Origin of the sequence: Escherichia sp. E14S1 (genome assembly GCF_004211995.1) — a bacterium.
GTDB lineage: Bacteria > Pseudomonadota > Gammaproteobacteria > Enterobacterales > Enterobacteriaceae > Escherichia.
Window position 1 is genome coordinate 1 of record NZ_RHJQ01000005.1, and the last position, 23,336, is coordinate 23,336.

Below are 23,336 nucleotides of genomic sequence, written 5' to 3' on the forward strand. Positions count from 1 at the left end.
GATTTGCCCACGTGAGCTGTATCCGGTCAGGCTGGAATGCGTGTGACTCTTGCTGTTGGCATAGCCAGCCATCAGGCCGAGATGCCAGCGATCGAGTGCGTTACTGCTCCATTGCGCAAGATCGCCGCCAAGTTGCAGAACATAACGATTGCTCTGGGTGCTCAATTCATCCGAACGATCTTTAAAGCGGTTATGCCCGCCAATGTTACGCATCCACAGACTGGTTGCTTTCTGTTCGCCGGTGAGCAGGTCGGTGTATTGTGTTTCCCCCAGACGGTCATGCAGCCGGGTATTAAACAGCGTATTTGCCGCCTGAATATTGGCCAGATAGCTACCAATTTCCGGGCGATACAGATGTTTTCGTTCTGGTTGTGGAACAGATGGCGTAACAGGCGGCTCCGGTGTTACTGGCGGTTCTGGTGTTACAGGGGGCTCAGGATCGGGATCCGGGATGACGGGTAGTACCGGAGTATACGGTCCTGCGGGAATTTCACTGGTTAAAAACCAGTTCTGGTTGTCGCTTTTTACCACGTTGTAGTCATAGGGACCGGCAACAATACGACCTTCTTTACTGAAAACGCCCTCTGACAGGCCGTCAACCTCGACAATTTTTATTCCTTCCAGAGTAGCCGCGCCCAGACCGCCCGCATTGTTGACCATGACGCGGGTACTACCGGAAGTATCACCTTTTACGATGAGCTTATCCGTTGCGGAATTATCATCGCCTAATACAGTATGCATGACTAACAGGCCATCATTGGCAGCATAGTTGCCGTTAATGGTCAGTGTGGTCGGCGTGAACTCGTGACCCTGTTCATACGAAGACAACGTTGCTGTTCCAGCCAGCGCCAGAGTATTTAATGTTTGCGAATAAGTGTTTAAATCGAGATGGCCTTCACTGTCGACGATATAATCGGAGTTTGGGCTGAAGGTATCAACCGTGCCAGCGCGCAGACTTCCGTTGCTAATATAAGTATTACCGGTATAGATATTCGCGCCGGATAATGTGGTTGTCCCGGAACCTACCTGGTTAACCTGGCCTTTACCGTCTATGTATGAGGTCAGAACAAAATCAGCGTTGGTGTGATTAAAGTTTAATATTGAAGTGGTTGACGCATTTGTCCCCCCTAAATAAATTCGGGGAGTATTAATTGAACCAGCAGGTTGCGCAGCCTCACCTTGCGCACCTCCAATATTTAATATTCCTGTTCCGTTAGAGGAGACACCAACCCAGATATATGAATTCGCATTGATTACACCATCGTTGCTGACAGTGAGAACTCCGGTAGTATCAGAAGTAGAAGATGTGTTATATCCGCCAAGAAGTATATTTGGGGCATTCACTGTTGAATTTTTATCGGCGACCTGAACTTCTCCATAACTACTCTGGTTAGCTGACAGAGAAGAATGGGCGTCAACATACCCAATATTCAGTTGAGTCAGGGAAGTGAGTGTACCGCCGTTAGTAACAGATACTTTCCCTGTTCCCTGATCGCCAACAATAGCAATGTTAGAGGTGACTGATGAGCTTTCCCCATCAATAACCAACGTCCCCCTGGCGTCACCATAAAACTCACCAACTCTTATTGATTGCAGGCCACTTATCTTACTACCATCTAACACGTATAACGTACCGGAGCCTTCGTTGGTGCCTAAAAAAATATTGGAGGTAGGGGTGTCGAACTGCCAGTTGGTATGGTTTGTTAAAGTGATGGAGCCTTCAGCATTATTACCAATGCTGGCTGCTGAAGTGGTAAGTGAAAGATTATCAATGAGTAATGAACCATTAGATTCTTCACCTACTTTCAATGAGTTAAAATGCTCCCATCCGGGATCGTAGCCTTCTGATGCAATGAGTTTTATCTCTTCATTATTATTAATGACAACATTACTATCTGAATTTGTAGGTGGGGTGATAGCCAAGGATACTGGCGTAAATAATATGGTGGAAATGGCTATCGCCCGTGTCGATAAGCTTTTTTTTGCTGATTTCATATCACTCACTTTTATCCTTAAAAATTAAATGGCAAGATGTTTTTTATTGCACTGTTTTCTTCCTGAAGCCTTGTAAGGCACAAACATGCAAGTTACTAAATAAGAATATATGTAATATTAGGTGTAATAAATTTATTAAAGTGTTAGTTGTTCATTGCATTGATTGGTTTTAGTGGTTTGTAAGTTGTGTTAATGCGGGTTTTTTTATGTCGTTTAGAAAAAATACATCTAATAATCCTAAACTTTATGTAAGTGAAATAAAGAAAAAGTATGGAAATCACATCAATATATGGTTGGTGGTTTCTTGTTCAGAAAAGTAATGTGGCTCATGTGAATTTTATATTGGATTTTAGCGAATGAAGGAATTTGAGATTTTTATGAAAATTAATTTAAGGAACACCTGTGATAATTGTAGTAAGCGTTGTTAAACAACAGGGAGAATGTGGCTATCGTTGAGAAAAATACAAATATATTCTCTTTTCCTATAGATTTTTCCTAACCGCTGAACTACTTATTAATCAACCCTGATGATGACTGTTAGCTTCAGGGCATTGGCCAATCACACATTATGGAGTTCATCGATGAAAACTGGAACTAAGCTCTTAGTTGGTGCGTTAGCTTTTGTTGTCACAAATGTCTATGCCGCTGAATTGATGACCAAAGCGGAATTTGAAAAAGTTGAATCGCAATATGAGAAAATAGGTGATATTTCAACCAGTAATGAAATGTCGACCGCAGATGCAAAAGAAGATCTGATCAAAAAAGCGGATGAAAAAGGTGCGGATGTGTTGGTTCTGACCTCCGGTCAGACTGACAATAAGATCCACGGCACGGCAGATCTTTATAAGAAGAAGTAATTCTGAAGCTCATGTAAACAAACCCGATGCGCACGTCTATCGGTGAACGGAATATATTGAAATTCATGTTTTTGTCGGCCGGATAAGGCGTTAACGCCGCATCCGGCAATTTAATTTTTTAGCCGCCGCCAGAACGTCGTCCGGCTGATGCCTAAATAATTCGCTGCTGCTGTTTTATCACCATTAAATTTGTCCAGTGCCTGTAGTGGTGTCAGCAAGGGTGGGGCGATGACGTTACCCGATTTTTGTGTCAGCTCTGGCAATAATTGCTGCAAAAATTGCGGCGTTAAATCTGGCGTCGGTTCCACACTTAAAAACAGCGCCAGTCGCTCCATCATATTACGCAGTTCACGAATATTGCCCGGCCAGTCGTAGCGCAACAGCACAGTTTCGCTTGCCTGTAACCCCTGGCGTAATGCGGCAGAAAACGGGGCGGAGAGCGCTGCCAGAGACACTTTCAAAAAGCTCTCTGCCAGCGGCAGAATATCCGCCACTCGCTCACGCAGTGGCGGTAATTGCAGACGCAAAATACTCAGCCGATAAAACAGATCACGGCGAAACTGCCCTTGCTGCATATCTTCTTCCAGATTGCAGTGAGTGGCGCTAATGACCCGCACATCCACCGGAACAGGCTGATGCCCGCCGACGCGGGTGACCTCTTTTTCTTCCAGTACTCGTAACAGGCGAGTCTGCAATGGCAGAGGCATTTCGCCTATCTCATCCAGAAACAGCGTGCCGCCGTGGGCGATTTCAAACAGCCCGGCGCGACCTCCGCGTCGCGAGCCGGTAAACGCCCCTTCCTCATAGCCAAACAGCTCCGCTTCCAGCAGCGATTCGGCAATCGCCCCGCAGTTGACGGCAACAAACGGATGCGACTTTTTGCCCTGTCGCGCATCGTGGCGGGCAAAATATTCCCGATGAATCGCCTGGGCCGCCAACTCTTTGCCCGTTCCCGTTTCCCCCTCAATCAACACCGCTGCACTGGAACGGGCATAAAGCAAAATAGTCTGCCGTACCTGTTCCATCTGTGGTGATTGACCGAGCATATCGCCCAGCACGTAACGAGTACGCAGGGCGTTACGGGTGGCATCGTGAGTGTTATGGCGTAACGACATGCGCGTCATATCCAGCGCATCGCTGAACGCCTGGCGCACGGTGGCGGCGGAATAGATAAAAATTCCGGTCATTCCGGCTTCTTCTGCCAGATCGGTAATCAGCCCTGCGCCGACCACCGCTTCGGTGCCGTTAGCTTTTAGCTCGTTAATCTGCCCGCGTGCGTCTTCTTCGGTAATGTAGCTACGTTGGTCGAGGCGCAAATTAAAGGTTTTTTGAAACGCCACCAGCGCCGGAATAGTTTCCTGATAGGTGACAACGCCGATAGAAGAGGTGAGTTTTCCGGCTTTTGCCAGTGCCTGTAACACATCGTAGCCGCTCGGTTTAATCAAAATAACTGGCACTGACAGGCGGCTTTTCAGGTACGCGCCGTTAGAGCCAGCTGCGATGATGGCGTCGCAGCGTTCGTTTGCCAGTTTCTTGCGGATGTAGGTCACCGCTTTTTCAAAGCCAAGCTGGATAGGGGTAATGTTCGCCAGGTGATCAAACTCGAGGCTGATATCGCGAAATAACTCGAACAGCCGCGTCACCGATACCGTCCAGATAACCGGTTTGTCGTCATTCAGCCGTGGTGGATGTGCCATAGCGCACCGCAAAGTTAAGAAACAGAGTATTGGGTTTAGTCTTGTTTCATAATTGTTGCAATGAAATGCAGTGAAACATTGTCTGAAACGTTAACTGAAACGCATATTTGCGGATTATTTCATGAGTTTATCTCTAACAAATTGAAATAAAACATTTAATTTTATTCAGGCAATTGTGGCACACCCCTTGCTTTGTCTTTATCAACGCAAATAACAAGTTGATAACAAAGGATGGGCTATGTCTCTACACTCTCCAGGTAAAGCGTTTCGCGCTGCACTAAGCAAAGAAACCCCGTTGCAAATTGTCGGCACCATTAACGCTAACCATGCGCTGCTGGCACAGCGTGCCGGGTATCAGGCGATTTATCTCTCCGGCGGTGGCGTGGCGGCAGGTTCACTGGGGCTGCCCGATCTCGGTATTTCTACCCTTGATGATGTGCTGACCGATATTCGTCGTATCACCGACGTTTGTTCGCTGCCGCTGCTGGTGGATGCGGATATCGGTTTTGGCTCTTCGGCTTTTAACGTCGCCCGCACTGTGAAATCGATGATTAAAGCCGGTGCGGCAGGATTGCATATTGAAGATCAGGTTGGCGCGAAACGCTGCGGTCATCGTCCGAACAAGGCGATCGTCTCGAAAGAGGAGATGGTGGATCGGATCCGCGCGGCGGTGGATGCGAAAACCGATCCTGATTTTGTGATCATGGCGCGCACCGATGCGCTGGCGGTTGAAGGACTGGATGCCGCGATCGAACGCGCGCAGGCCTATGTTGAAGCGGGTGCCGAGATGTTGTTCCCGGAGGCGATTACCGAACTCGCCATGTACCGCCAGTTTGCCGATGCGGTGCAGGTGCCGATCCTCGCCAATATTACCGAATTTGGCGCCACGCCGCTGTTTACCACCGACGAATTACGCAGCGCTCATGTGGCGATGGCGCTGTACCCGCTTTCAGCGTTCCGTGCCATGAACCGCGCCGCCGAACATGTCTACAACGTCCTGCGCCAGGAAGGCACGCAGAAAAGCGTCATCGACACCATGCAGACCCGCAACGAGCTGTACGAAAGCATCAACTACTACCAGTACGAAGAGAAGCTCGACGACCTGTTTGCCCGTAGCCAGACGAAATAATAAACGCCCGTTGGTCGCATCCGACAACCGATGCCTGATGCGTCGCTGATGCGTCGCTGACGCGACTTATCAGGCCTACGGGATGCACTGAACTGTAGGTCGGATAAGACGCATGGCGTCGCATCCGACAACAGATGCCTGATGCGTGGCTGACGCGACTTATCAGGCCTACGGGATGCACTGAACTGTAGGTCGGATAAGACGCATAGCGTCGCATCCGACAACAATCTCGACCCTACAAATGATAACAATGACGAGGACAACATGAGCGACACAACGATCCTGCAAAACAGTACCCATGTCATTAAACCGAAAAAATCAGTGGCGCTTTCTGGCGTTCCGGCGGGCAATACGGCGCTCTGCACCGTGGGTAAAAGCGGCAATGACCTGCATTACCGTGGCTACGATATTCTTGATCTCGCGGAACATTGCGAATTTGAAGAAGTGGCGCACCTGCTGATCCACGGCAAACTGCCGACCCGTGACGAACTCGCCGCCTACAAAACCAAACTGAAAGCCCTGCGCGGTTTACCGGCTAACGTGCGTACCGTGCTGGAAGCCTTACCAGCGGCGTCGCACCCGATGGATGTCATGCGCACCGGCGTTTCCGCGCTCGGTTGCACGCTGCCAGAAAAAGAGGGGCACACCGTCTCTGGCGCGCGGGATATAGCCGACAAACTGTTGGCGTCGCTGAGCTCGATTCTTCTCTACTGGTATCACTACAGCCACAACGGCGAACGCATCCAGCCGGAAACCGATGACGACTCCATCGGCGGTCACTTCCTGCATCTGCTGCACGGCGAAAAGCCGTCGCAAAGCTGGGAAAAGGCGATGCAAATTTCGCTGGTGCTGTACGCCGAGCACGAGTTTAACGCCTCCACCTTTACCAGCCGGGTGATTGCGGGTACTGGCTCGGATATGTATTCCGCGATTATTGGCGCGATTGGCGCACTGCGCGGGCCGAAACACGGCGGGGCGAATGAAGTGTCGCTGGAGATCCAACAACGCTATGAAACGCCGGACGAAGCCGAAGCCGATATCCGCAAGCGGGTGGAAAACAAAGAAGTGGTCATTGGTTTTGGACATCCGGTTTACACCATCGCCGACCCGCGTCATCAGGTGATCAAACGCGTGGCGAAGCAGCTCTCGCAGGAAGGCGGCTCGCTGAAGATGTACAACATCGCCGATCGCCTGGAAACGGTGATGTGGGAGACGAAAAAGATGTTCCCCAATCTCGACTGGTTCTCCGCTGTTTCCTACAACATGATGGGCGTTCCCACCGAGATGTTCACACCACTGTTTGTTATCGCCCGTGTCACTGGCTGGGCGGCGCACATTATTGAACAACGTCAGGACAACAAAATTATCCGTCCTTCCGCCAATTATGTTGGACCGGAAGACCGTCCGTTTGTCGCGCTGGATAAGCGCCAGTAAACCTCTACGAATAACAATAAGGAAACGTACCCAATGTCAGCTCAAATCAACAACATCCGCCCGGAATTTGATCGTGAAATCGTTGATATCGTCGATTACGTGATGAACTACGAAATCAGCTCCAGAGTGGCCTACGACACCGCTCATTACTGCCTGCTCGACACTCTCGGCTGCGGTCTTGAAGCCCTTGAATACCCGGCCTGCAAAAAACTGCTGGGGCCAATTGTCCCCGGCACCGTTGTACCTAACGGCGTGCGCGTCCCCGGAACTCAGTTCCAGCTCGACCCCGTCCAGGCGGCATTTAACATTGGTGCGATGATCCGCTGGCTCGATTTCAACGATACCTGGCTGGCGGCGGAGTGGGGCCATCCTTCCGACAACCTCGGCGGCATTCTGGCAACGGCAGACTGGCTTTCACGTAACGCAGTCGCCAGCGGCAAAGCCCCGTTAACCATGAAACAGGTGCTGACCGGAATGATTAAAGCCCATGAAATTCAGGGCTGCATTGCGCTGGAAAACTCCTTTAATCGCGTCGGTCTCGACCACGTTCTGTTAGTGAAAGTGGCTTCCACCGCCGTGGTTGCCGAAATGTTCGGCCTGACCCGCGAGGAAATTCTCAACGCCGTTTCGCTGGCGTGGGTAGATGGTCAGTCGCTGCGCACTTATCGCCATGCGCCGAACACCGGCACGCGTAAATCCTGGGCGGCGGGTGATGCCACTTCCCGTGCGGTACGTCTGGCACTGATGGCGAAAACGGGCGAAATGGGTTACCCGTCAGCCCTGACCGCGCCGGTGTGGGGTTTTTACGACGTCTCCTTTAAAGGCGAGTCGTTCCGCTTCCAGCGCCCGTACGGTTCTTACGTGATGGAAAATGTGCTGTTCAAAATCTCCTTCCCGGCGGAGTTCCACTCCCAGACGGCCGTTGAAGCGGCGATGACGCTCTATGAACAGATGCAGGCAGCAGGCAAAACGGCGGCGGATATCGAAAAAGTGACCATTCGCACCCACGAAGCCTGTATTCGCATCATCGACAAAAAAGGGCCGCTCAATAACCCGGCGGATCGCGATCACTGCATTCAGTACATGGTGGCGATCCCGCTGCTATTCGGGCGCTTAACGGCGGCAGATTACGAAGATAAGGTTGCGCAAGATAAACGCATCGACGCTCTGCGCGAGAAGATCAATTGCTTTGAAGATCCTGCGTTTACCGCTGACTACCACGACCCGGAAAAACGCGCCATCGCCAATGCCATAACCCTTGAGTTCACCGACGGCACGCGCTTTGAAGAAGTGGTGGTGGAGTACCCAATTGGTCATGCTCGTCGCCGCCAGGACGGCATTCCGAAACTGGTCGATAAATTCAAAATCAATCTCGCGCGCCAGTTCCCGACTCGCCAACAGCAGCGCATTCTGGAGGTTTCTCTCGACAGAGCTCGCCTCGAACAGATGCCGGTCAATGAGTATCTCGACCTGTACGTCATTTAAGTAAACGGCGGTAAGGCGTAAGTTCAACAGGAGAGCATTATGTCTTTTAGCGAATTTTATCAGCGTTCGATTAACGAACCGGAGCAGTTCTGGGCCGAGCAGGCCCGGCGTATTGACTGGCAGACGCCCTTTACGCAAACGCTCGATCACAGCAATCCGCCGTTTGCCCGTTGGTTTTGTGAAGGCCGAACCAACTTGTGCCACAACGCTATCGACCGCTGGCTGGAGAAACAGCCAGAGGCGCTGGCGCTGATTGCCGTCTCTTCGGAAACAGAAGAAGAGCGCACCTTTACCTTTCGCCAGCTGCATGACGAAGTGAACGCGGTGGCGTCAATGCTGCGCTCGCTGGGCGTGCAGCGTGGCGATCGGGTGCTGGTGTATATGCCGATGATTGCCGAAGCGCATATTATCCTGCTGGCCTGCGCGCGCATTGGCGCTATTCATTCGGTGGTGTTTGGTGGATTTGCTTCGCACAGCGTGGCGGCGCGAATTGATGACGCTAAACCGGTGCTGATTGTCTCGGCTGATGCCGGAGCGCGCGGTGGCAAAATCATTCCCTATAAAAAATTGCTCGACGATGCGATAAGTCAGGCACAGCATCAGCCGCGCCACGTTTTGCTGGTGGATCGCGGGCTGGCGAAAATGCCGCGTGTTAGTGGGCGGGATGTCGATTTCGCGTCGTTGCGCCATCAACACATCGGCGCGCGGGTGCCGGTGGCGTGGCTGGAATCCAACGAAACCTCCTGCATTCTTTACACCTCCGGCACGACCGGCAAACCTAAAGGCGTGCAGCGTGACGTCGGCGGCTATGCGGTGGCGCTGGCGACCTCGATGGACACCATTTTTGGCGGCAAAGCGGGCGGCGTGTTCTTTTGCGCCTCGGATATCGGCTGGGTGGTGGGGCATTCGTATATCGTCTACGCGCCGCTACTGGCGGGGATGGCGACTATCGTTTACGAAGGATTGCCGACCTGGCCGGACTGCGGTGTGTGGTGGAAAATCGTCGAGAAATATCAGGTGAGCCGCATGTTCTCAGCGCCGACCGCCATTCGCGTGCTGAAAAAATTCCCTACTGCCGAAATTCGCAAACACGATCTCTCGTCGCTGGAAGTGCTCTATCTGGCTGGAGAACCGCTGGACGAGCCGACCGCCAGTTGGGTGAGCAATACGCTGGATGTGCCGGTCATCGACAACTACTGGCAGACCGAATCCGGCTGGCCGATTATGGCGATTGCTCGCGGTCTGGATGACAGGCCGACGCGTCTGGGAAGCCCTGGTGTGCCGATGTATGGCTACAACGTGCAGTTGCTCAATGAAGTCACCGGCGAACCGTGCGGCGTCAATGAGAAAGGGATGCTGGTGGTGGAAGGGCCGCTGCCGCCGGGCTGTATTCAAACCATCTGGGGCGACGACGACCGCTTTGTGAAGACTTACTGGTCGTTGTTTTCCCGCTCGGTGTACGCCACCTTTGACTGGGGCATCCGCGATGCTGACGGTTATCACTTTATTCTCGGGCGCACTGATGACGTGATTAACGTTGCCGGGCATCGGCTGGGTACGCGCGAGATTGAAGAGAGTATCTCCAGCCATCCGGGCGTTGCCGAAGTGGCGGTGGTTGGGGTGAAAGATGCGCTGAAAGGGCAGGTGGCGGTGGCGTTTGTCATTCCGAAAGAGAGCGACAGTCTGGAAGACCGCGAGGTGGCGCACTCGCAAGAGAAGGCGATTATGGCGCTGGTGGACAGCCAGATTGGCAACTTTGGCCGCCCGGCGCACGTCTGGTTTGTCTCGCAATTGCCGAAAACGCGATCCGGAAAAATGCTGCGCCGCACGATCCAGGCGATTTGCGAAGGACGCGATCCTGGGGATCTGACGACCATTGATGATCCTGCGTCGTTGGATCAGATCCGCCAGGCGATGGAAGAGTAAGTTATTGTCGGATGCGTCGTGTGGCGCATCCGGCACCGTGCACCGATGCCTGATGCGACGCTGACGCGTCTTATCATGCCTACCCACTGTTTTTACACAGATAAGTTTTCCCCCACCTTTTCGCACTCATTCATATAAAAAATATATTTCCCCACGAAAACGATTGCTTTTTATCTTCAGATGAATAGAATGCGGCGGATTTTTTGGGTTTCAAACAGCAAACGGAGGAATTTCGTGTCGCAAGATAACAACTTTAGCCAGGGGCCAGTCCCGCAGTCGGCGCGGAAAGGGGGATTGGCATTGACGTTCGTCATGCTGGGATTAACCTTCTTTTCCGCCAGTATGTGGACCGGCGGCACTCTCGGAACCGGTCTTAGCTATCATGATTTCTTCCTCGCAGTCCTCATCGGTAATCTTCTCCTCGGTATTTACACTTCATTTCTTGGTTACATTGGCGCAAAAACCGGCCTGACCACTCATCTTCTTGCTCGTTTCTCGTTTGGTGTTAAAGGCTCATGGCTGCCTTCACTGCTGCTGGGAGGCACCCAGGTTGGCTGGTTTGGCGTTGGCGTGGCGATGTTTGCCATTCCGGTGGGCAAGGCAACCGGGCTGGATATTAATTTGCTGATTGCCGTCTCCGGTTTACTGATGACCGTCACCGTCTTCTTTGGCATTTCGGCGCTGACGGTTCTTTCGGTGATTGCGGTTCCGGCTATCGCCTGCCTTGGCGGTTATTCCGTGTGGCTGGCCGTTAACGGCATGGGCGGCCTGGACGCATTAAAAGCGGTCGTTCCCGCACAACCGTTAGATTTCAATGTCGCGCTGGCGCTGGTTGTGGGGTCATTTATCAGTGCGGGTACGCTCACCGCTGACTTTGTCCGCTTTGGTCGCAATGCCAAACTCGCCGTGCTGGTGGCGATGGTGGCCTTTTTCCTCGGCAACTCGTTGATGTTTATTTTCGGTGCAGCGGGCGCTGCGGCACTGGGGATGGCAGATATCTCTGACGTGATGATTGCTCAGGGCCTGCTGCTGCCTGCGATTGTGGTGCTGGGGCTGAATATCTGGACCACCAACGATAACGCGCTGTATGCGTCGGGTTTAGGTTTCGCCAACATTACTGGTATGTCGAGCAAAACCCTTTCGGTGATTAACGGTATTATCGGTACGGTCTGCGCATTATGGCTGTATAACAATTTTGTCGGCTGGCTGACCTTCCTTTCGGCAGCTATTCCTCCGGTGGGTGGCGTGATCATCGCCGACTATCTGATGAACCGTCGCCGCTATGAGCACTTTGCGACCACGCGTATGATGAGTGTCAATTGGGTGGCGATTCTGGCGGTCGCGCTGGGGATTGCCGCAGGCCACTGGTTACCGGGAATTGTTCCGGTCAACGCGGTATTAGGTGGCGCGCTGAGCTATCTGATCCTTAACCCGATTTTGAATCGTAAAACGACAGCTGCAATGACGCATGTGGAGGCTAACAGTGTCGAATAACGCTTTACAAACAATTATTAACGCCCGGTTACCCGGCAAAGAGGGGCTGTGGCAGATTCATCTTCACGACGGAAAAATCAGCGCCATTGATGCGCAATCCGGTGTGATGCCCGTAACAGAAAACAGCCTGGATGCAGAGCAAGGTTTAGTTTTACCGCCGTTTGTGGAGCCGCATATTCACCTGGACACCACGCAAACCGCCGGGCAACCGAACTGGAATCAGTCCGGCACGCTGTTTGAAGGCATTGAACGCTGGGCCGAGCGCAAAGCGTTATTAACTCATGACGATGTGAAACAACGCGCCTGGCAAACGCTGAAATGGCAGATTGCCAACGGCATTCAGCATGTGCGTACCCATGTCGATGTTTCGGATGCAACCCTGACTGCGCTGAAAGCAATGCTGGAAGTGAAGCAGGAAGTCGCGCCGTGGATTGATCTGCAAATCGTCGCTTTCCCGCAGGAAGGGATTTTGTCGTATCCCAACGGTGAAGCGTTGCTGGAAGAGGCGTTACGCTTAGGGGCAGACGTTGTTGGGGCGATTCCGCATTTTGAATTTACCCGTGAATACGGCGTGGAGTCGCTGCATAAAACCTTCGCTCTGGCGCAAAAATACGACCGTCTCATCGACGTTCACTGTGACGAGATTGATGACGAACAGTCGCGCTTTGTCGAAACCGTTGCCGCCCTGGCGCACCGTGAAGGCATGGGCGCGCGAGTCACCGCCAGCCACACCACGGCAATGCACTCCTATAACGGGGCATATACCTCGCGCCTGTTCCGCTTGCTGAAAATGTCCGGTATTAACTTTGTCGCCAACCCGCTGGTCAATATTCATCTGCAAGGGCGTTTCGATACGTATCCAAAACGTCGCGGCATCACGCGCGTTAAAGAGATGCTGGAGTCTGGCATTAACGTCTGCTTTGGTCACGATGATGTCTTCGATCCGTGGTATCCGCTGGGAACGGCGAATATGCTGCAAGTGCTGCATATGGGGCTGCATGTTTGTCAGTTGATGGGCTACGGGCAGATTAACGATGGCCTGAATTTAATCACTCACCATAGCGCCAGAACGTTGAATTTGCAGGATTACGGCATTGCCGCCGGAAACAGCGCTAACCTGATTATCCTGCCGGCTGAAAATGGGTTTGACGCGCTGCGCCGTCAGGTTCCGGTACGTTATTCGGTACGTGGCGGTAAAGTGATCGCCAGTACACAACCGGCACAAACCACCGTGTATCTGGAGCAGCCAGAAGCCATCGATTACAAACGATAATCGACTGGGTTACAGCGAGCGTAGTTTATGCCGGATGCGGCGTGAACGCCTTGCACTGAACTCGTAGGCCTGATAAGCGTAGCGCATCAGGCAATTCCAGCCGCTGACCTGTGTCAGCGGCTACCGTGATTCATTCCCGCCAACATCCGCGTATTCCTCCAACGCCATGTGCAAAAATGCCTTCGCGGCGGCTGTCTGCCAGCTGTAGTTTATGCCCGGATGCGGCGTGAACGCTTTGCACTGAACTCGTAGGCCTGATAAGCGTAGCGCATCGGGCAATTCCAGCCGCTGACCTGTGTCAGTGGCTACCGTGATTCATTCCCGCCAACATCCGCGCATTCTTCCAGTGCCATTTGCAAAAATGCCTTCGCGGCGGCTGTCTGCCAGCTATTTTTCCGCCGCAACAAAACCGCCGTTCTCTCCAGTAGTGGCGGGGCAAGAGAAATCGCTTTAAGCCCGTCATGTTGTGTGGCAATCGCTGCTGGTAACAATGTGGAAAGAGAAGTGCGGCGAATCAGCTCCAGAACCGCGCTAATTGAGTTCGCTTCTATCACCACCTGTGGATGCAGCCCCGCTTTCTCGCAGTAGTGGTCAATTTGCTCTCTGGTGGCAAATTCCGCGCTGAGCAGCACCAGTTTTTCATCATGCAAGCGACTCAATGCCACCTGTTCCTGGTCAGCCAGCGGATGATGTTTCGCCACCACCAACGCTAAACTTTCTGTCAGTAAAGGAATTGCCTCCAGCTCCGGCGAATGCACAGGCGCGAAGGCAATCCCAACGTCCAGCTCGTCGCGACAAAGCATATCTTCGATTTTCTCCTGCGACATTTCCTGTAGCTGGAGCGTGATGCCGGGGTAGCGCGCATAGAAATCCGCCATTAAGGGGCCGATAAAGTAGCTCGTAAAGGTGGGGGTGACGGCGATACGCAGCGATCCTCGCGTCAGATCGGCAACATCATGAATCGCCCGTTTACCCGCCCCCAGTTCCTGTAACGCCCGGCTGGCGTACTGTTGCCAGACTTCCCCCGCATCAGTGAGACGAATCGTTCGCCCGCTACGGTCAAACAGCGGCACGCCTAAACTCTCCTCTAACTGGCGAATCTGCTGGGAAAGCGCAGGCTGGGAGACGTGCAACGCACTGGCGGCACGGGTGAAGCTGCCATGTTCAGCCACGGCAAGAAAGTAATTGATATGTCGAGAGAGCATTCGCCAACCTATAAGTAAATCCAATAGAACTCATCATAAATGAGTCTTTTACCTTATGACAATCGGCGAGTAGTCTGCCTCTCATTCCAGAGACAGACAGAGGTTAACGGTGAAAGAGATTATTGATGGATTCCTTAAATTCCAGCGCGAGGCATTTCCTGAGCGGGAAGCCTTGTTTAAACAGCTGGCGACACAGCAAAGCCCGCGCACACTTTTTATCTCATGCTCCGATAGCCGTCTGGTCCCTGAGCTGGTGACGCAACGTGAACCCGGCGATCTGTTCGTTATTCGCAATGCGGGCAATATCGTCCCTTCCTACGGGCCGGAACCCGGTGGCGTTTCTGCTTCGGTGGAGTATGCCGTCGCTGCGCTTCGGGTATCTGACATTGTGATTTGTGGTCATTCCAACTGTGGCGCGATGACCGCCATTGCCAGCTGTCAGTGCATGGACCATATGCCTGCCGTCTCCCACTGGCTGCGTTATGCCGATTCTGCCCGCGTCGTTAATGAGGCGCGCCCGCATCCCGATTTACCGTCAAAAGCTGCGGCGATGGTACGTGAAAACGTCATTGCTCAGTTGGCTAATTTGCAAACTCATCCATCGGTGCGCCTGGCGCTCGAAGAGGGGCGGATCGCCCTGCACGGCTGGGTCTACGACATTGAAAGCGGCAGCATCGCAGCTTTTGACGGCGCAACCCGCCAGTTTGTGCCACTGGCAGCTAATCCTCGCGTTTGTGCCATACCGCTACGCCAACCGACCGCAGCGTAACCTTATTTTTAAACCATCAGGAGATCCACCATGATTCAGTCGCAAATTAACCGCAATATTCGTCTTGATCTTGCCGATGCCATTTTGCTCAGCAAAGCTAAAAAAGATCTCTCATTTGCCGAGATTGCCGATGGCACCGGTCTGGCAGAAGCCTTCGTAACCGCGGCTTTGCTGGGTCAGCAGGCGCTTCCTGCCGACGCCGCCCGCCTGGTCGGGGCGAAACTGGATCTCGACGAAGACGCCATTCTGTTATTACAAACTGTGCCACTGCGTGGCTGCATTGATGACCGTATTCCAACCGACCCAACGATGTATCGTTTCTATGAAATGTTGCAGGTGTACGGCACAACCCTGAAAGCGTTGGTTCATGAGAAGTTTGGCGATGGCATTATCAGCGCGATTAACTTCAAACTCGACGTTAAGAAAGTGGCGGACCCGGAAGGTGGCGAACGTGCGGTCATCACCTTAGATGGTAAATATCTGCCGACCAAACCGTTCTGACAGTCATGCGCGACCATCAAAAGACGTTCACGATGCTGTTGGTTCTGGTGCTGATTGGTCTTAATATGCGACCACTGCTCACCTCCGTCGGGCCACTGCTACCGCAATTGCGCCAGGCGAGCGGAATGAGCTTTAGCGTGGCTGCCCTGTTGACCGCTCTGCCGGTGGTCACCATGGGCGGGCTGGCACTGGCCGGAAGCTGGCTTCATCAGCGTGTCAGCGAACGTCGCAGCGTCGCCATCAGTTTGTTGCTGATTGCCGTCGGTGCATTGATGCGTGAGCTTTACCCCCAAAGTGCGCTGCTGCTTAGCAGCGCACTGCTTGGTGGGGTGGGGATCGGTATCATTCAGGCGGTGATGCCTTCGGTGATTAAACGGCGGTTTCAGCAGCGCACGCCACTGGTGATGGGGCTGTGGTCCGCGGCTCTGATGGGCGGCGGTGGACTTGGTGCCGCCCTGACGCCCTGGTTAGTTCATCACAGCGAAACTTGGTATCAAACACTCGCCTGGTGGGCGCTGCCTGCCGTTGTTGCGCTCTTTGCCTGGTGGTGGCAAAGCGCCCGCGAGGTCGCCTCTTCTCACAAGACAACAACCACTCCGGTTCGCGTGGTATTCACTCCCCGCGCGTGGACGCTGGGCCTTTACTTCGGTCTGATTAACGGTGGTTACGCTAGCCTGATTGCCTGGTTACCCGCTTTCTATATTGAGATTGGTGCCAGCGCGCAGTACAGCGGTTCCTTGCTGGCGTTGATGACGCTTGGGCAAGCCGCAGGGGCATTGCTAATGCCTGCTATGGCTCGCCATCAGGACCGACGCAAACTGTTAATGCTGGCGCTGGTGTTACAACTGGTGGGTTTCTGCGGCTTTATCTGGCTGCCGCTGCAATTGCCGGTATTGTGGGCGATGGTGTGTGGTTTAGGTCTGGGCGGCGCGTTTCCGCTCTGTTTGCTGCTGGCGCTCGACCACTCTGTGCAACCGACTATTGCTGGCAAGCTGGTGGCGTTTATGCAGGGGATTGGTTTTGTCATTGCCGGGCTTGCCCCCTGGTTTTCTGGCGTGCTGCGCAGTATCAGCGGCAATTACCTGATGGACTGGGCGTTTCATGCGCTATGCGTCGTTGGGCTGATGATCATAACCCTGCGCTTTGCACCAGCACGTTTTCCGCAGCTGTGGGTCAAAGAGGCATGATGCGACGCTTGTTCCTGCGCTTTGTTCATGCCGGATGCGGCCAACGTAGATCACTGAATTTGTAGGCCTGATAAGCAAAGCGCATCAGGCAATTTTTATAATTTAAAGTGACGATTCAACTTTGTAATCTTTGTAATAATATTGCTTATCCCGGTCGTTTATTTCGCGAATAACCCGACAAGGAACGCCAGCAGCCACGACGTTTGGTGGAATGTCTTTTGTGACGACACTACCCGCGCCAATAACAGAATTATCCCCGATGGTGACGCCTGGATTAATGACCACATGACTCCCGATCCAGACATTATTGCCAATCGTTATCGGAAAAGAGTACATCTCTCCGTTTTTTCTCAATTCATGGTGTACAGGGTGTCCCGTAACGGAAAGAGTAACGTTGGGTGCAATCAGTACGTTATCACCGATTGTTACCGTGTAGTCATCGACAATGGTTAAATTGAAATTTGCGTAAAAATTGCGGCCTATATGGATGTTGGAACCGTAAGAGAAATAGACGGGTGGTTCTATCCAGGCATTTTCCCCTACTGTGGCAAACATTTCTTTAATCAGGCTTTCCCTTTTTTCAACTTCTGATGGATGCGAGTGATTAAACTCATACATAAACGTTTTCCCACGAAGTCTTTTTTCCGGTAAGCCTTCGCACATATCGGTAAATAGCTTGCCTGCTTTTATTCTTTCGGTCATCGACATGTTCATTTTGGTCATTCCGTCCTGATATGTTGGTCGGATAAGGCGCTTGCGCCGCATCCGACATTAATTGCTTAAGCGACTTCATTCACCTGGCGACGCAGTAGAGAAAGCGGGCCGGGGCCGCTAAGTGTGAACACGGAAATCAAGGTGAAGCCCAGCGCCACCAGACCCAGCACCAGATAAGCGCCCTGGAAACCGATGCTTTCATACATATTGCCCGCCAGTACAGACATAAAAATCATCGCCAGTTGCTTAAAGAAGCAGAAACAGACCAGATAAATCGTCGCTGAAAAACGCACTTCAAACTGGCTGGTAATATATTTAAAGCAGCCCACCAGCAGGAACGGTACTTCAAACATATGCAGCGTTTTCAGAATGACCACTTCCAGCGCTGAAGTGGCGAACGATGAGCCAATAATGCGTACAGACATAATAGTGCCAGCCAGCAGCAGGGCGTTTTTCCCACCGATGCGATTAATAATCAGCGGCGCAAAGAACATAATCGAGGCGTTAAGTAATTCGCCCATTGTCGTTACGTAGCCAAATACCCGCGTCCCCTGTTCACTGGAGGTAAAAAACGAAGTAAAGAAATTAGCAAACTGTTGGTCAAAAACATCGTAGGTACAGGAAACGCCAATAACATACAGCGACAAAAACCACAGTTTGGGCTGTCTGAACAATTCCAGTGCCAGCTTAAGGCTAAATGCAGAATGGTTGGCGCCTACGGCATTGGCAACCGTGGCGGAAGAAGGGGCATCCGTTCTGGCAAAAAAGAGCAAAACGGCGAGGATGAGCGCACAGCCAGAACCCAGCCAGAAAACAAACTGGTTATTGATGGTGAACATGATGCCGGCAATCGAGGCACACAGCGCCCAGCCAACACAGCCAAACATCCGCGCACGACCAAATTCGAAATTACTGCGACGGCTGACTTTCTCGATAAATGCCTCTACTGCTGGCGCACCGGCGTTAAAACAAAAGCCAAGATAAATGCCACCAACAATCGAGCCTACTAGAATGTTGTACTGTAACAGTGGCCCGAAGATAAAAATAAAGAACGGCGCAAACATCACTAACATGCCGGTGATAATCCATAGCAGGTATTTGCGCAGCCCGAGTTTGTCAGAAAGCAGACCAAACAGCGGTTGAAATAACAGGGAGAACAGAGAAATAGCGGCAAAAATTATTCCGGTATCACTTTTGCTGATATGGTTGATGTCATGTAGCCAAATCGGGAAAAACGGGAAATAGGCACCCATGATAAAAAAGTAAAAGAAAAAGAATAAGCCGAACATCCAAAAGTTTGTGTTTTTTAAATAGAACATAATGGATTTCCTTACGCTAAATACGGGCAGACATAGCCTGCCCGGTTATTATTATTTTTGGCACCAGATCAACTGGTAATGATAGCGACCTGCGCTCAGTTGAAATTCTGCCGACACTGACGGGCTCCAGGAGTCGTCGCCACCAATCCCCATATGGAAACCGTCGATATTCAGCCAGGTGCCTTCTTCCGCGTGCAGCAGATGGCGATGACTGGTTGCCATCAGTTGTTGTTGGCTGTAGCGGCTGATGTTGAACTGGAAGTCGCCGCGCCACTGGTGTGGGCCATAATTCAATTCGCGCGTCCCGCAGCGCAGACCGTTTTCGCTCGGGAAAACGTACGGGGTATACATGTCTGACAATGGCAGATCCCAGCGGTCAAAACAGGCTGCAGTAAGGCGGTCGGGATAGTTTTCTTGCGGCCCTAATCCGAGCCAGTTTACCCGCTCTGCTACCTGCGCCAGCTGGCAGGTCAGGCCAATCCGCGCCGGATGCGGCGTATCGCTCGCCACTTCAACATCCACACTGATGACCATCTCACCGTGTCCATCAATCCGGTAAGTTTTCCGGCTGATAAATAAGGTTTTCCCCTGATGCTGCCACGCGTGGGCGGTCGTAATCAGCACCGCGTCGGCAAGTGTATCTGCCGAGCACTGCAACAACGCCGCTTCGGCCTGGTAATGGCCCGCCGCCTTCCAGCGTTCGACCCAGGCGTTCGGATCAATACGCGTTGCTTCACTTACGCCAATGTCGTTATCCAGCGGCGCACGGGTGAACTGATCGCGCAGCGGCGTCAGCAGTTGTTTTTCATCGCCAATCCACATCTGTGAAAGAAAGCCTGACTGGCGGTTAAATTGCCAACGCTTATTACCCAGCTCGATGCAAAAATCCGTTTCGCTGGTGGTCAGTTGCGGGATGGCGTGGGACGTGGGAGGGAGTGTCACGCTGAGGTTTTCCGCCAGTCGCCATTGTTGCCAGGCGCTGATGTGTCCGGCTTCTGACCATGCGGTCGCGTTCGGTTGCACTACGCGTACTGTGAGCCAGAGTTGCCCGGCGTTCTCCGGCTGCGGTAGTTCAGGCAGTTCAATCAACTGTTTACCTTGTGGGGCGACATCCAGAGGCACTTCACCGCTTGCCAGCGGCTTGCCATCTAGCGCCACCGACCAGTGCAGGATCTCGTTATCGCTATGACGGAACAGGTATTCGCTGGTCACTTCGATGGTCCGCCCGGATAAACGGAACTGGAAAAACTGCTGTTGGTGTTTTGCTTCCGTCAGCGTCGGATGCGGCGTGCGGTCGGCAAAGACCAGACCGTTCATACAGAACTGGCGATCGTTTGGCGTATCGCCAAAATCACCGCCGTAAGCCGACCACGGGTTTCCGTTTTCATCATATTTAATCAGCGACTGATCCACCCAGTCCCAGACAAAGCCGCCCTGTAAACGGGGGTACTGACGAAATGCCTGCCAGTATTTAGCGAAGCCGCCAAGACTGTTACCCATCGCGTGGGCATATTCGCAAAGGATCAGCGGGCGCGTCTCTCCAGGCAGCGAAAGCCATTTTTTGATGGACCATTTCGGCACAGCCGGGAAGGGCTGGTCTTCATCCACGCGCGCGTACATCGGGCAAATAATATCGGTGGCCATGGTGTCGGCTCCGCCGCCTTCATACTGTACCGGGCGGGAAGGATCGACAGATTTGATCCAGCGATACAGCGCGTCGTGATTAGCGCCGTGGCCTGATTCATTCCCCAGCGACCAGATGATTACGCTCGGGTGATTACGATCGCGCTGCACCATCCGCGTTACGCGTTCGCTCATCGCAGGTAACCAGCGCGGATCATCCGTCAGTCGATTCATCGGCACCATGCCGTGGGTTTCAATATTGGCTTCATCCACCACATACAGGCCGTAGCGGTCGCATAGCGTGTACCACAGCGGATGGTTCGGATAATGCGAACAGCGCACGGCGTTAAAGTTGTTCTGCTTCATCAGCTGGATATCCTGCACCATCGTCTGCTCATCCATGACCTGACCATGCAGAGGATGATGCTCGTGACGGTTAACGCCGCGAATCAGCAACGGCTTGCCGTTCAGCAGCAGCAGGCCATTTTCAATCCGCACCTCGCGGAAACCGACATCGCAGGCTTCTGCTTCAATCAGCGTGCCGTCGGCGGTGTGCAGTTCAACCACCGCACGATAGAGATTCGGGATTTCGGCGCTCCACAGCGCCGGGTTTTCGACGTTCAGACGTAGCGTGACGCGATCGCTATAACCACCACGTTCATCGATAATTTCGCCGCCGAAAGGTGCGGTGCCGCTGGCGACCTGCGTTTCACCCTGCCATAAAGAAACTGTTATCCGCAGCTCATCGCGCAGTTCGCCGTACATCTGAACTTCTGCCTCCAGTACAGCGCGGCTGAAATCATCATTAAAGTGAGTGGCAACATGGAAATCGCTGATTTGCGTGGTTGGTTTGTGCAGCAACGAGACGTCACGGAAAATGCCGCTCATTCGCCACATATCCTGATCTTCGAGATAGCTACCGTCACTCCAGCGCAGCACCATCACCGCGAGGCGGTTTTCTCCGGCGCGTAAAAATTCGCTCAGGTCAAACTCAGACGGCAAACGACTGTCCTGGCCGTAACCGACCCAGCGCCCGTTGCACCACAGATGAAACGCCGAGTTAACGCCATCAAAAATAATTCGCGTCTGGCCTTCCTGTAGCCAGCTTTCATCAACATTAAATGTGAGCGAGTAACAGCCTGTCGGATTTTCTGCGGGAACAAATGGCGGATTGACCGCAATAGGATAGGTCACGTTGGTGTAGATGGGCGCGTCGTAACCGTGCATCTGCCAGTTTGAGGGGACGACGACAGTATCGGCGTCAGGAAGATCGCTCTCGAGCCAGCTTTCCGGCACCGCTTCTGGTGCCGGAAACCAGGCAAATTGCCACTCACCATTCAGGCTGCGCAACTGTCGGGAAGGGCGATCGGCGCGGGCTTCTTCGCTATTACGCCAGCTGGCGAAAGGGGGATGCGCCGCAAGGCGATTAAGTTGGGTAACGCCAGGGTTTTCCCAGTCACGACGTTGTAATACGACGGCCAGTGAATCCGTAATCATGGTCATAGCTGTATCCTGTGTGAAATTGTTATCCGCTCACAATTTCACACAACATACGAGCCTGACGCATAGAGTGTAAAGCCTGGGGGGCCTAATGAGTGAGCTGACTCACATTAATTGCGTTGCGCTCACTGTCCGCTTTCCAGACGGGAAATTTGCCTTGCCAGCTGCATTAATGAATCGGCCAACGCGCGGGGAGAGGCGGTTTGCGTATTGGGTGGCAGGGTGGTTTTTCTTTTCACCAGTGAGACGGGCAGTAGCTGATTTCCCTTCACCGCCTGCCCCTGAGAGAGTTGCAGCAAGCGGTCTACGCTGGTTTGCCCCAGCAGACGAAAATCCTGTTTGATGGTGGTTAACGGCGGGATATAACACGAGCTGTCTTCGGTATCGTCGTATCCCACTACCGAGATATCCGCGCCGACGCGCAGCCCGAACTCGGTAATGGCGCGCATTGCGCCCAACGCCATCTGATCGTTGGCAACCAGCATCGCGGTGGGAATAACGCCCTCATTCAGCATCTGCATGGTTTGTTGAAAACCGGACATGGCGCTCCAGTCGCCTTCCAGTTCCGCTATTGGCTGAATTTGATGGTGTTTGAGATATTTGTGCCAGCCCGCCAGACGCAGACGCGCGGAGACAGAACTTAATGGGCCTGCTAACAGCGCGATTTGCTGGTGACCTAATGCGACCAGATGATCCACGCCAAGCCGCGTACCGTCTACATGGGAAAAAATAATACTGTTGATGGGGGCCTGGTCAGAGACATCAAGGAATAACGCTGGCACGTTACCACAGGCGGCTTCCACAGCAATGGCATCTTGTTCATCCAGCGGATAGTTGATGATCAGACCGCTAACGCGTTGCGCGAGAAGATTGTGTACCGCCGCTTTACAGGCATCGACGCCGCTTCGTTCTACCATCGACACCACCACGCTGGCACCCAGTTGGTCGGCGCGGGATTTAATCGCCGCGACAATTTGTGACGGCGCGTGCAGGGCCAGGCTGGAGGTAGCAACGCCAATCAGCAACGACTGTTTGCCCGCCAGTTGTTGTGCCACGCGGTTGGGAATGTAATTCAGCTCCGCCATTGCCGCTTCCACTTTTTCCCGCGTTTTCGCAGAAACGTGGCTGGCCTGATTTACCACGCGGGAAACGGTCTGATAAGAGACACCGGCATACTCTGCGACATCGTATAGCGTTACTGGTTTCACATTCACCACCCTGAATTCAC

The 23,336-nt window shown here is 52.9% G+C and carries 17 protein-coding genes; 10 read left to right on the forward strand and 7 right to left on the reverse strand.

Annotation, left to right across the window (positions count from 1 at the left end):
• Window positions 1–2,004, reverse strand: a 2,004-nt coding sequence (locus tag D9734_RS06100) for an autotransporter outer membrane beta-barrel domain-containing protein (protein ID WP_130206109.1), incomplete at its 3' end; no start/stop codon positions are given.
• A 572-nt stretch (window positions 2,005–2,576) separates the two neighbouring features.
• Here D9734_RS06100 and yahO point away from each other — a divergent pair.
• A complete protein-coding gene (gene yahO, locus D9734_RS06105; RefSeq protein ID WP_130206111.1) occupies window positions 2,577–2,852 on the forward strand; it encodes a DUF1471 family periplasmic protein YahO in 276 nt (91 codons plus the stop codon).
• 110 nt (window positions 2,853–2,962) lie between these two features.
• On the opposite strand, the gene prpR is transcribed toward yahO, so the two are convergent.
• Window positions 2,963–4,549 carry a propionate catabolism operon regulatory protein PrpR gene (gene prpR, locus D9734_RS06110; protein ID WP_130206113.1) on the reverse strand — a complete coding sequence of 529 codons (1,587 nt, stop codon included), beginning with the start codon at window positions 4,547–4,549 and terminating at the stop codon, window positions 2,963–2,965.
• A 238-nt stretch (window positions 4,550–4,787) separates the two neighbouring features.
• On the opposite strand from prpR, the gene prpB reads away from it, so the two are divergent.
• The 6 genes from prpB (at window position 4,788) to codA (ending at window position 13,290) form a co-directional block, all read left to right on the forward strand.
• Window positions 4,788–5,678, forward strand: coding sequence for a methylisocitrate lyase (gene prpB, locus D9734_RS06115; RefSeq protein ID WP_130206115.1), 891 nt, complete (start codon window positions 4,788–4,790; stop codon window positions 5,676–5,678).
• Between the two features lie 264 nt (window positions 5,679–5,942).
• Window positions 5,943–7,112, forward strand: a complete 1,170-nt coding sequence (prpC, locus tag D9734_RS06120; protein ID WP_130206117.1) for a 2-methylcitrate synthase — start codon at window positions 5,943–5,945, stop codon at window positions 7,110–7,112.
• Window positions 7,113–7,145: 33 nt separating this feature from the next.
• Window positions 7,146–8,597 (forward strand): 2-methylcitrate dehydratase, encoded by a 1,452-nt coding sequence (gene prpD / locus D9734_RS06125; protein ID WP_130206119.1) that lies wholly within the window; start codon window positions 7,146–7,148, stop codon window positions 8,595–8,597.
• Between the two features lie 39 nt (window positions 8,598–8,636).
• Window positions 8,637–10,523, forward strand: coding sequence for a propionate--CoA ligase (gene prpE / locus D9734_RS06130; RefSeq protein WP_130206121.1), 1,887 nt, complete (start codon window positions 8,637–8,639; stop codon window positions 10,521–10,523).
• Window positions 10,524–10,757: 234 nt separating this feature from the next.
• Window positions 10,758–12,017: a cytosine permease gene (gene codB, locus D9734_RS06135; protein ID WP_087905417.1), complete on the forward strand. Its 1,260-nt coding sequence runs from the start codon at window positions 10,758–10,760 to the stop codon at window positions 12,015–12,017.
• Entirely contained in the window at window positions 12,007–13,290 is a 1,284-nt protein-coding gene (gene codA, locus D9734_RS06140; RefSeq protein ID WP_033549206.1) for a cytosine/isoguanine deaminase, read from the forward strand. Before codB ends, codA begins: the two co-directional genes overlap by 11 nt.
• 305 nt (window positions 13,291–13,595) lie before the next feature.
• On the opposite strand, the gene cynR is transcribed toward codA, so the two are convergent.
• Window positions 13,596–14,495 carry a transcriptional regulator CynR gene (gene cynR, locus D9734_RS06145; protein WP_130206522.1) on the reverse strand — a complete coding sequence of 300 codons (900 nt, stop codon included), beginning with the start codon at window positions 14,493–14,495 and terminating at the stop codon, window positions 13,596–13,598.
• A 109-nt stretch (window positions 14,496–14,604) separates the two neighbouring features.
• Between cynR and cynT the strand changes: the two genes are divergently transcribed.
• From cynT to cynX, 3 genes are read left to right on the forward strand one after another with little or no spacing between them, the layout of a single operon-like run.
• A complete protein-coding gene (gene cynT / locus D9734_RS06150) occupies window positions 14,605–15,264 on the forward strand; it encodes a carbonic anhydrase CynT (RefSeq protein ID WP_130206123.1) in 660 nt (219 codons plus the stop codon).
• A 30-nt stretch (window positions 15,265–15,294) separates the two neighbouring features.
• Window positions 15,295–15,765 (forward strand): cyanase, encoded by a 471-nt coding sequence (cynS, locus tag D9734_RS06155; RefSeq protein ID WP_130206125.1) that lies wholly within the window; start codon window positions 15,295–15,297, stop codon window positions 15,763–15,765.
• A 5-nt stretch (window positions 15,766–15,770) separates the two neighbouring features.
• The gene (gene cynX, locus D9734_RS06160) at window positions 15,771–16,952 is read left to right on the forward strand and encodes a cyanate transporter CynX (protein ID WP_130206127.1); all 1,182 of its coding nucleotides are present in this window, start codon (window positions 15,771–15,773) and stop codon (window positions 16,950–16,952) included.
• A gap of 102 nt (window positions 16,953–17,054) precedes the next feature.
• Here cynX and lacA read toward each other — a convergent pair whose 3' ends face one another.
• From lacA to lacI, 4 genes are all read right to left on the reverse strand, one after another.
• Window positions 17,055–17,666: a galactoside O-acetyltransferase gene (lacA, locus tag D9734_RS06165; protein WP_130206524.1), complete on the reverse strand. Its 612-nt coding sequence runs from the start codon at window positions 17,664–17,666 to the stop codon at window positions 17,055–17,057.
• Between the two features lie 65 nt (window positions 17,667–17,731).
• Complete coding sequence (lacY, locus tag D9734_RS06170; protein ID WP_130206129.1) at window positions 17,732–18,985, reverse strand: lactose permease; 1,254 nt, start codon at window positions 18,983–18,985, stop codon at window positions 17,732–17,734.
• 51 nt (window positions 18,986–19,036) lie between these two features.
• A complete protein-coding gene (lacZ, locus tag D9734_RS06175) occupies window positions 19,037–22,111 on the reverse strand; it encodes a beta-galactosidase (RefSeq protein ID WP_130206131.1) in 3,075 nt (1,024 codons plus the stop codon).
• A gap of 122 nt (window positions 22,112–22,233) precedes the next feature.
• A complete protein-coding gene (lacI, locus tag D9734_RS06180) occupies window positions 22,234–23,316 on the reverse strand; it encodes a DNA-binding transcriptional repressor LacI (protein WP_130206133.1) in 1,083 nt (360 codons plus the stop codon).
• Window positions 23,317–23,336: the final 20 nt, after the last annotated feature.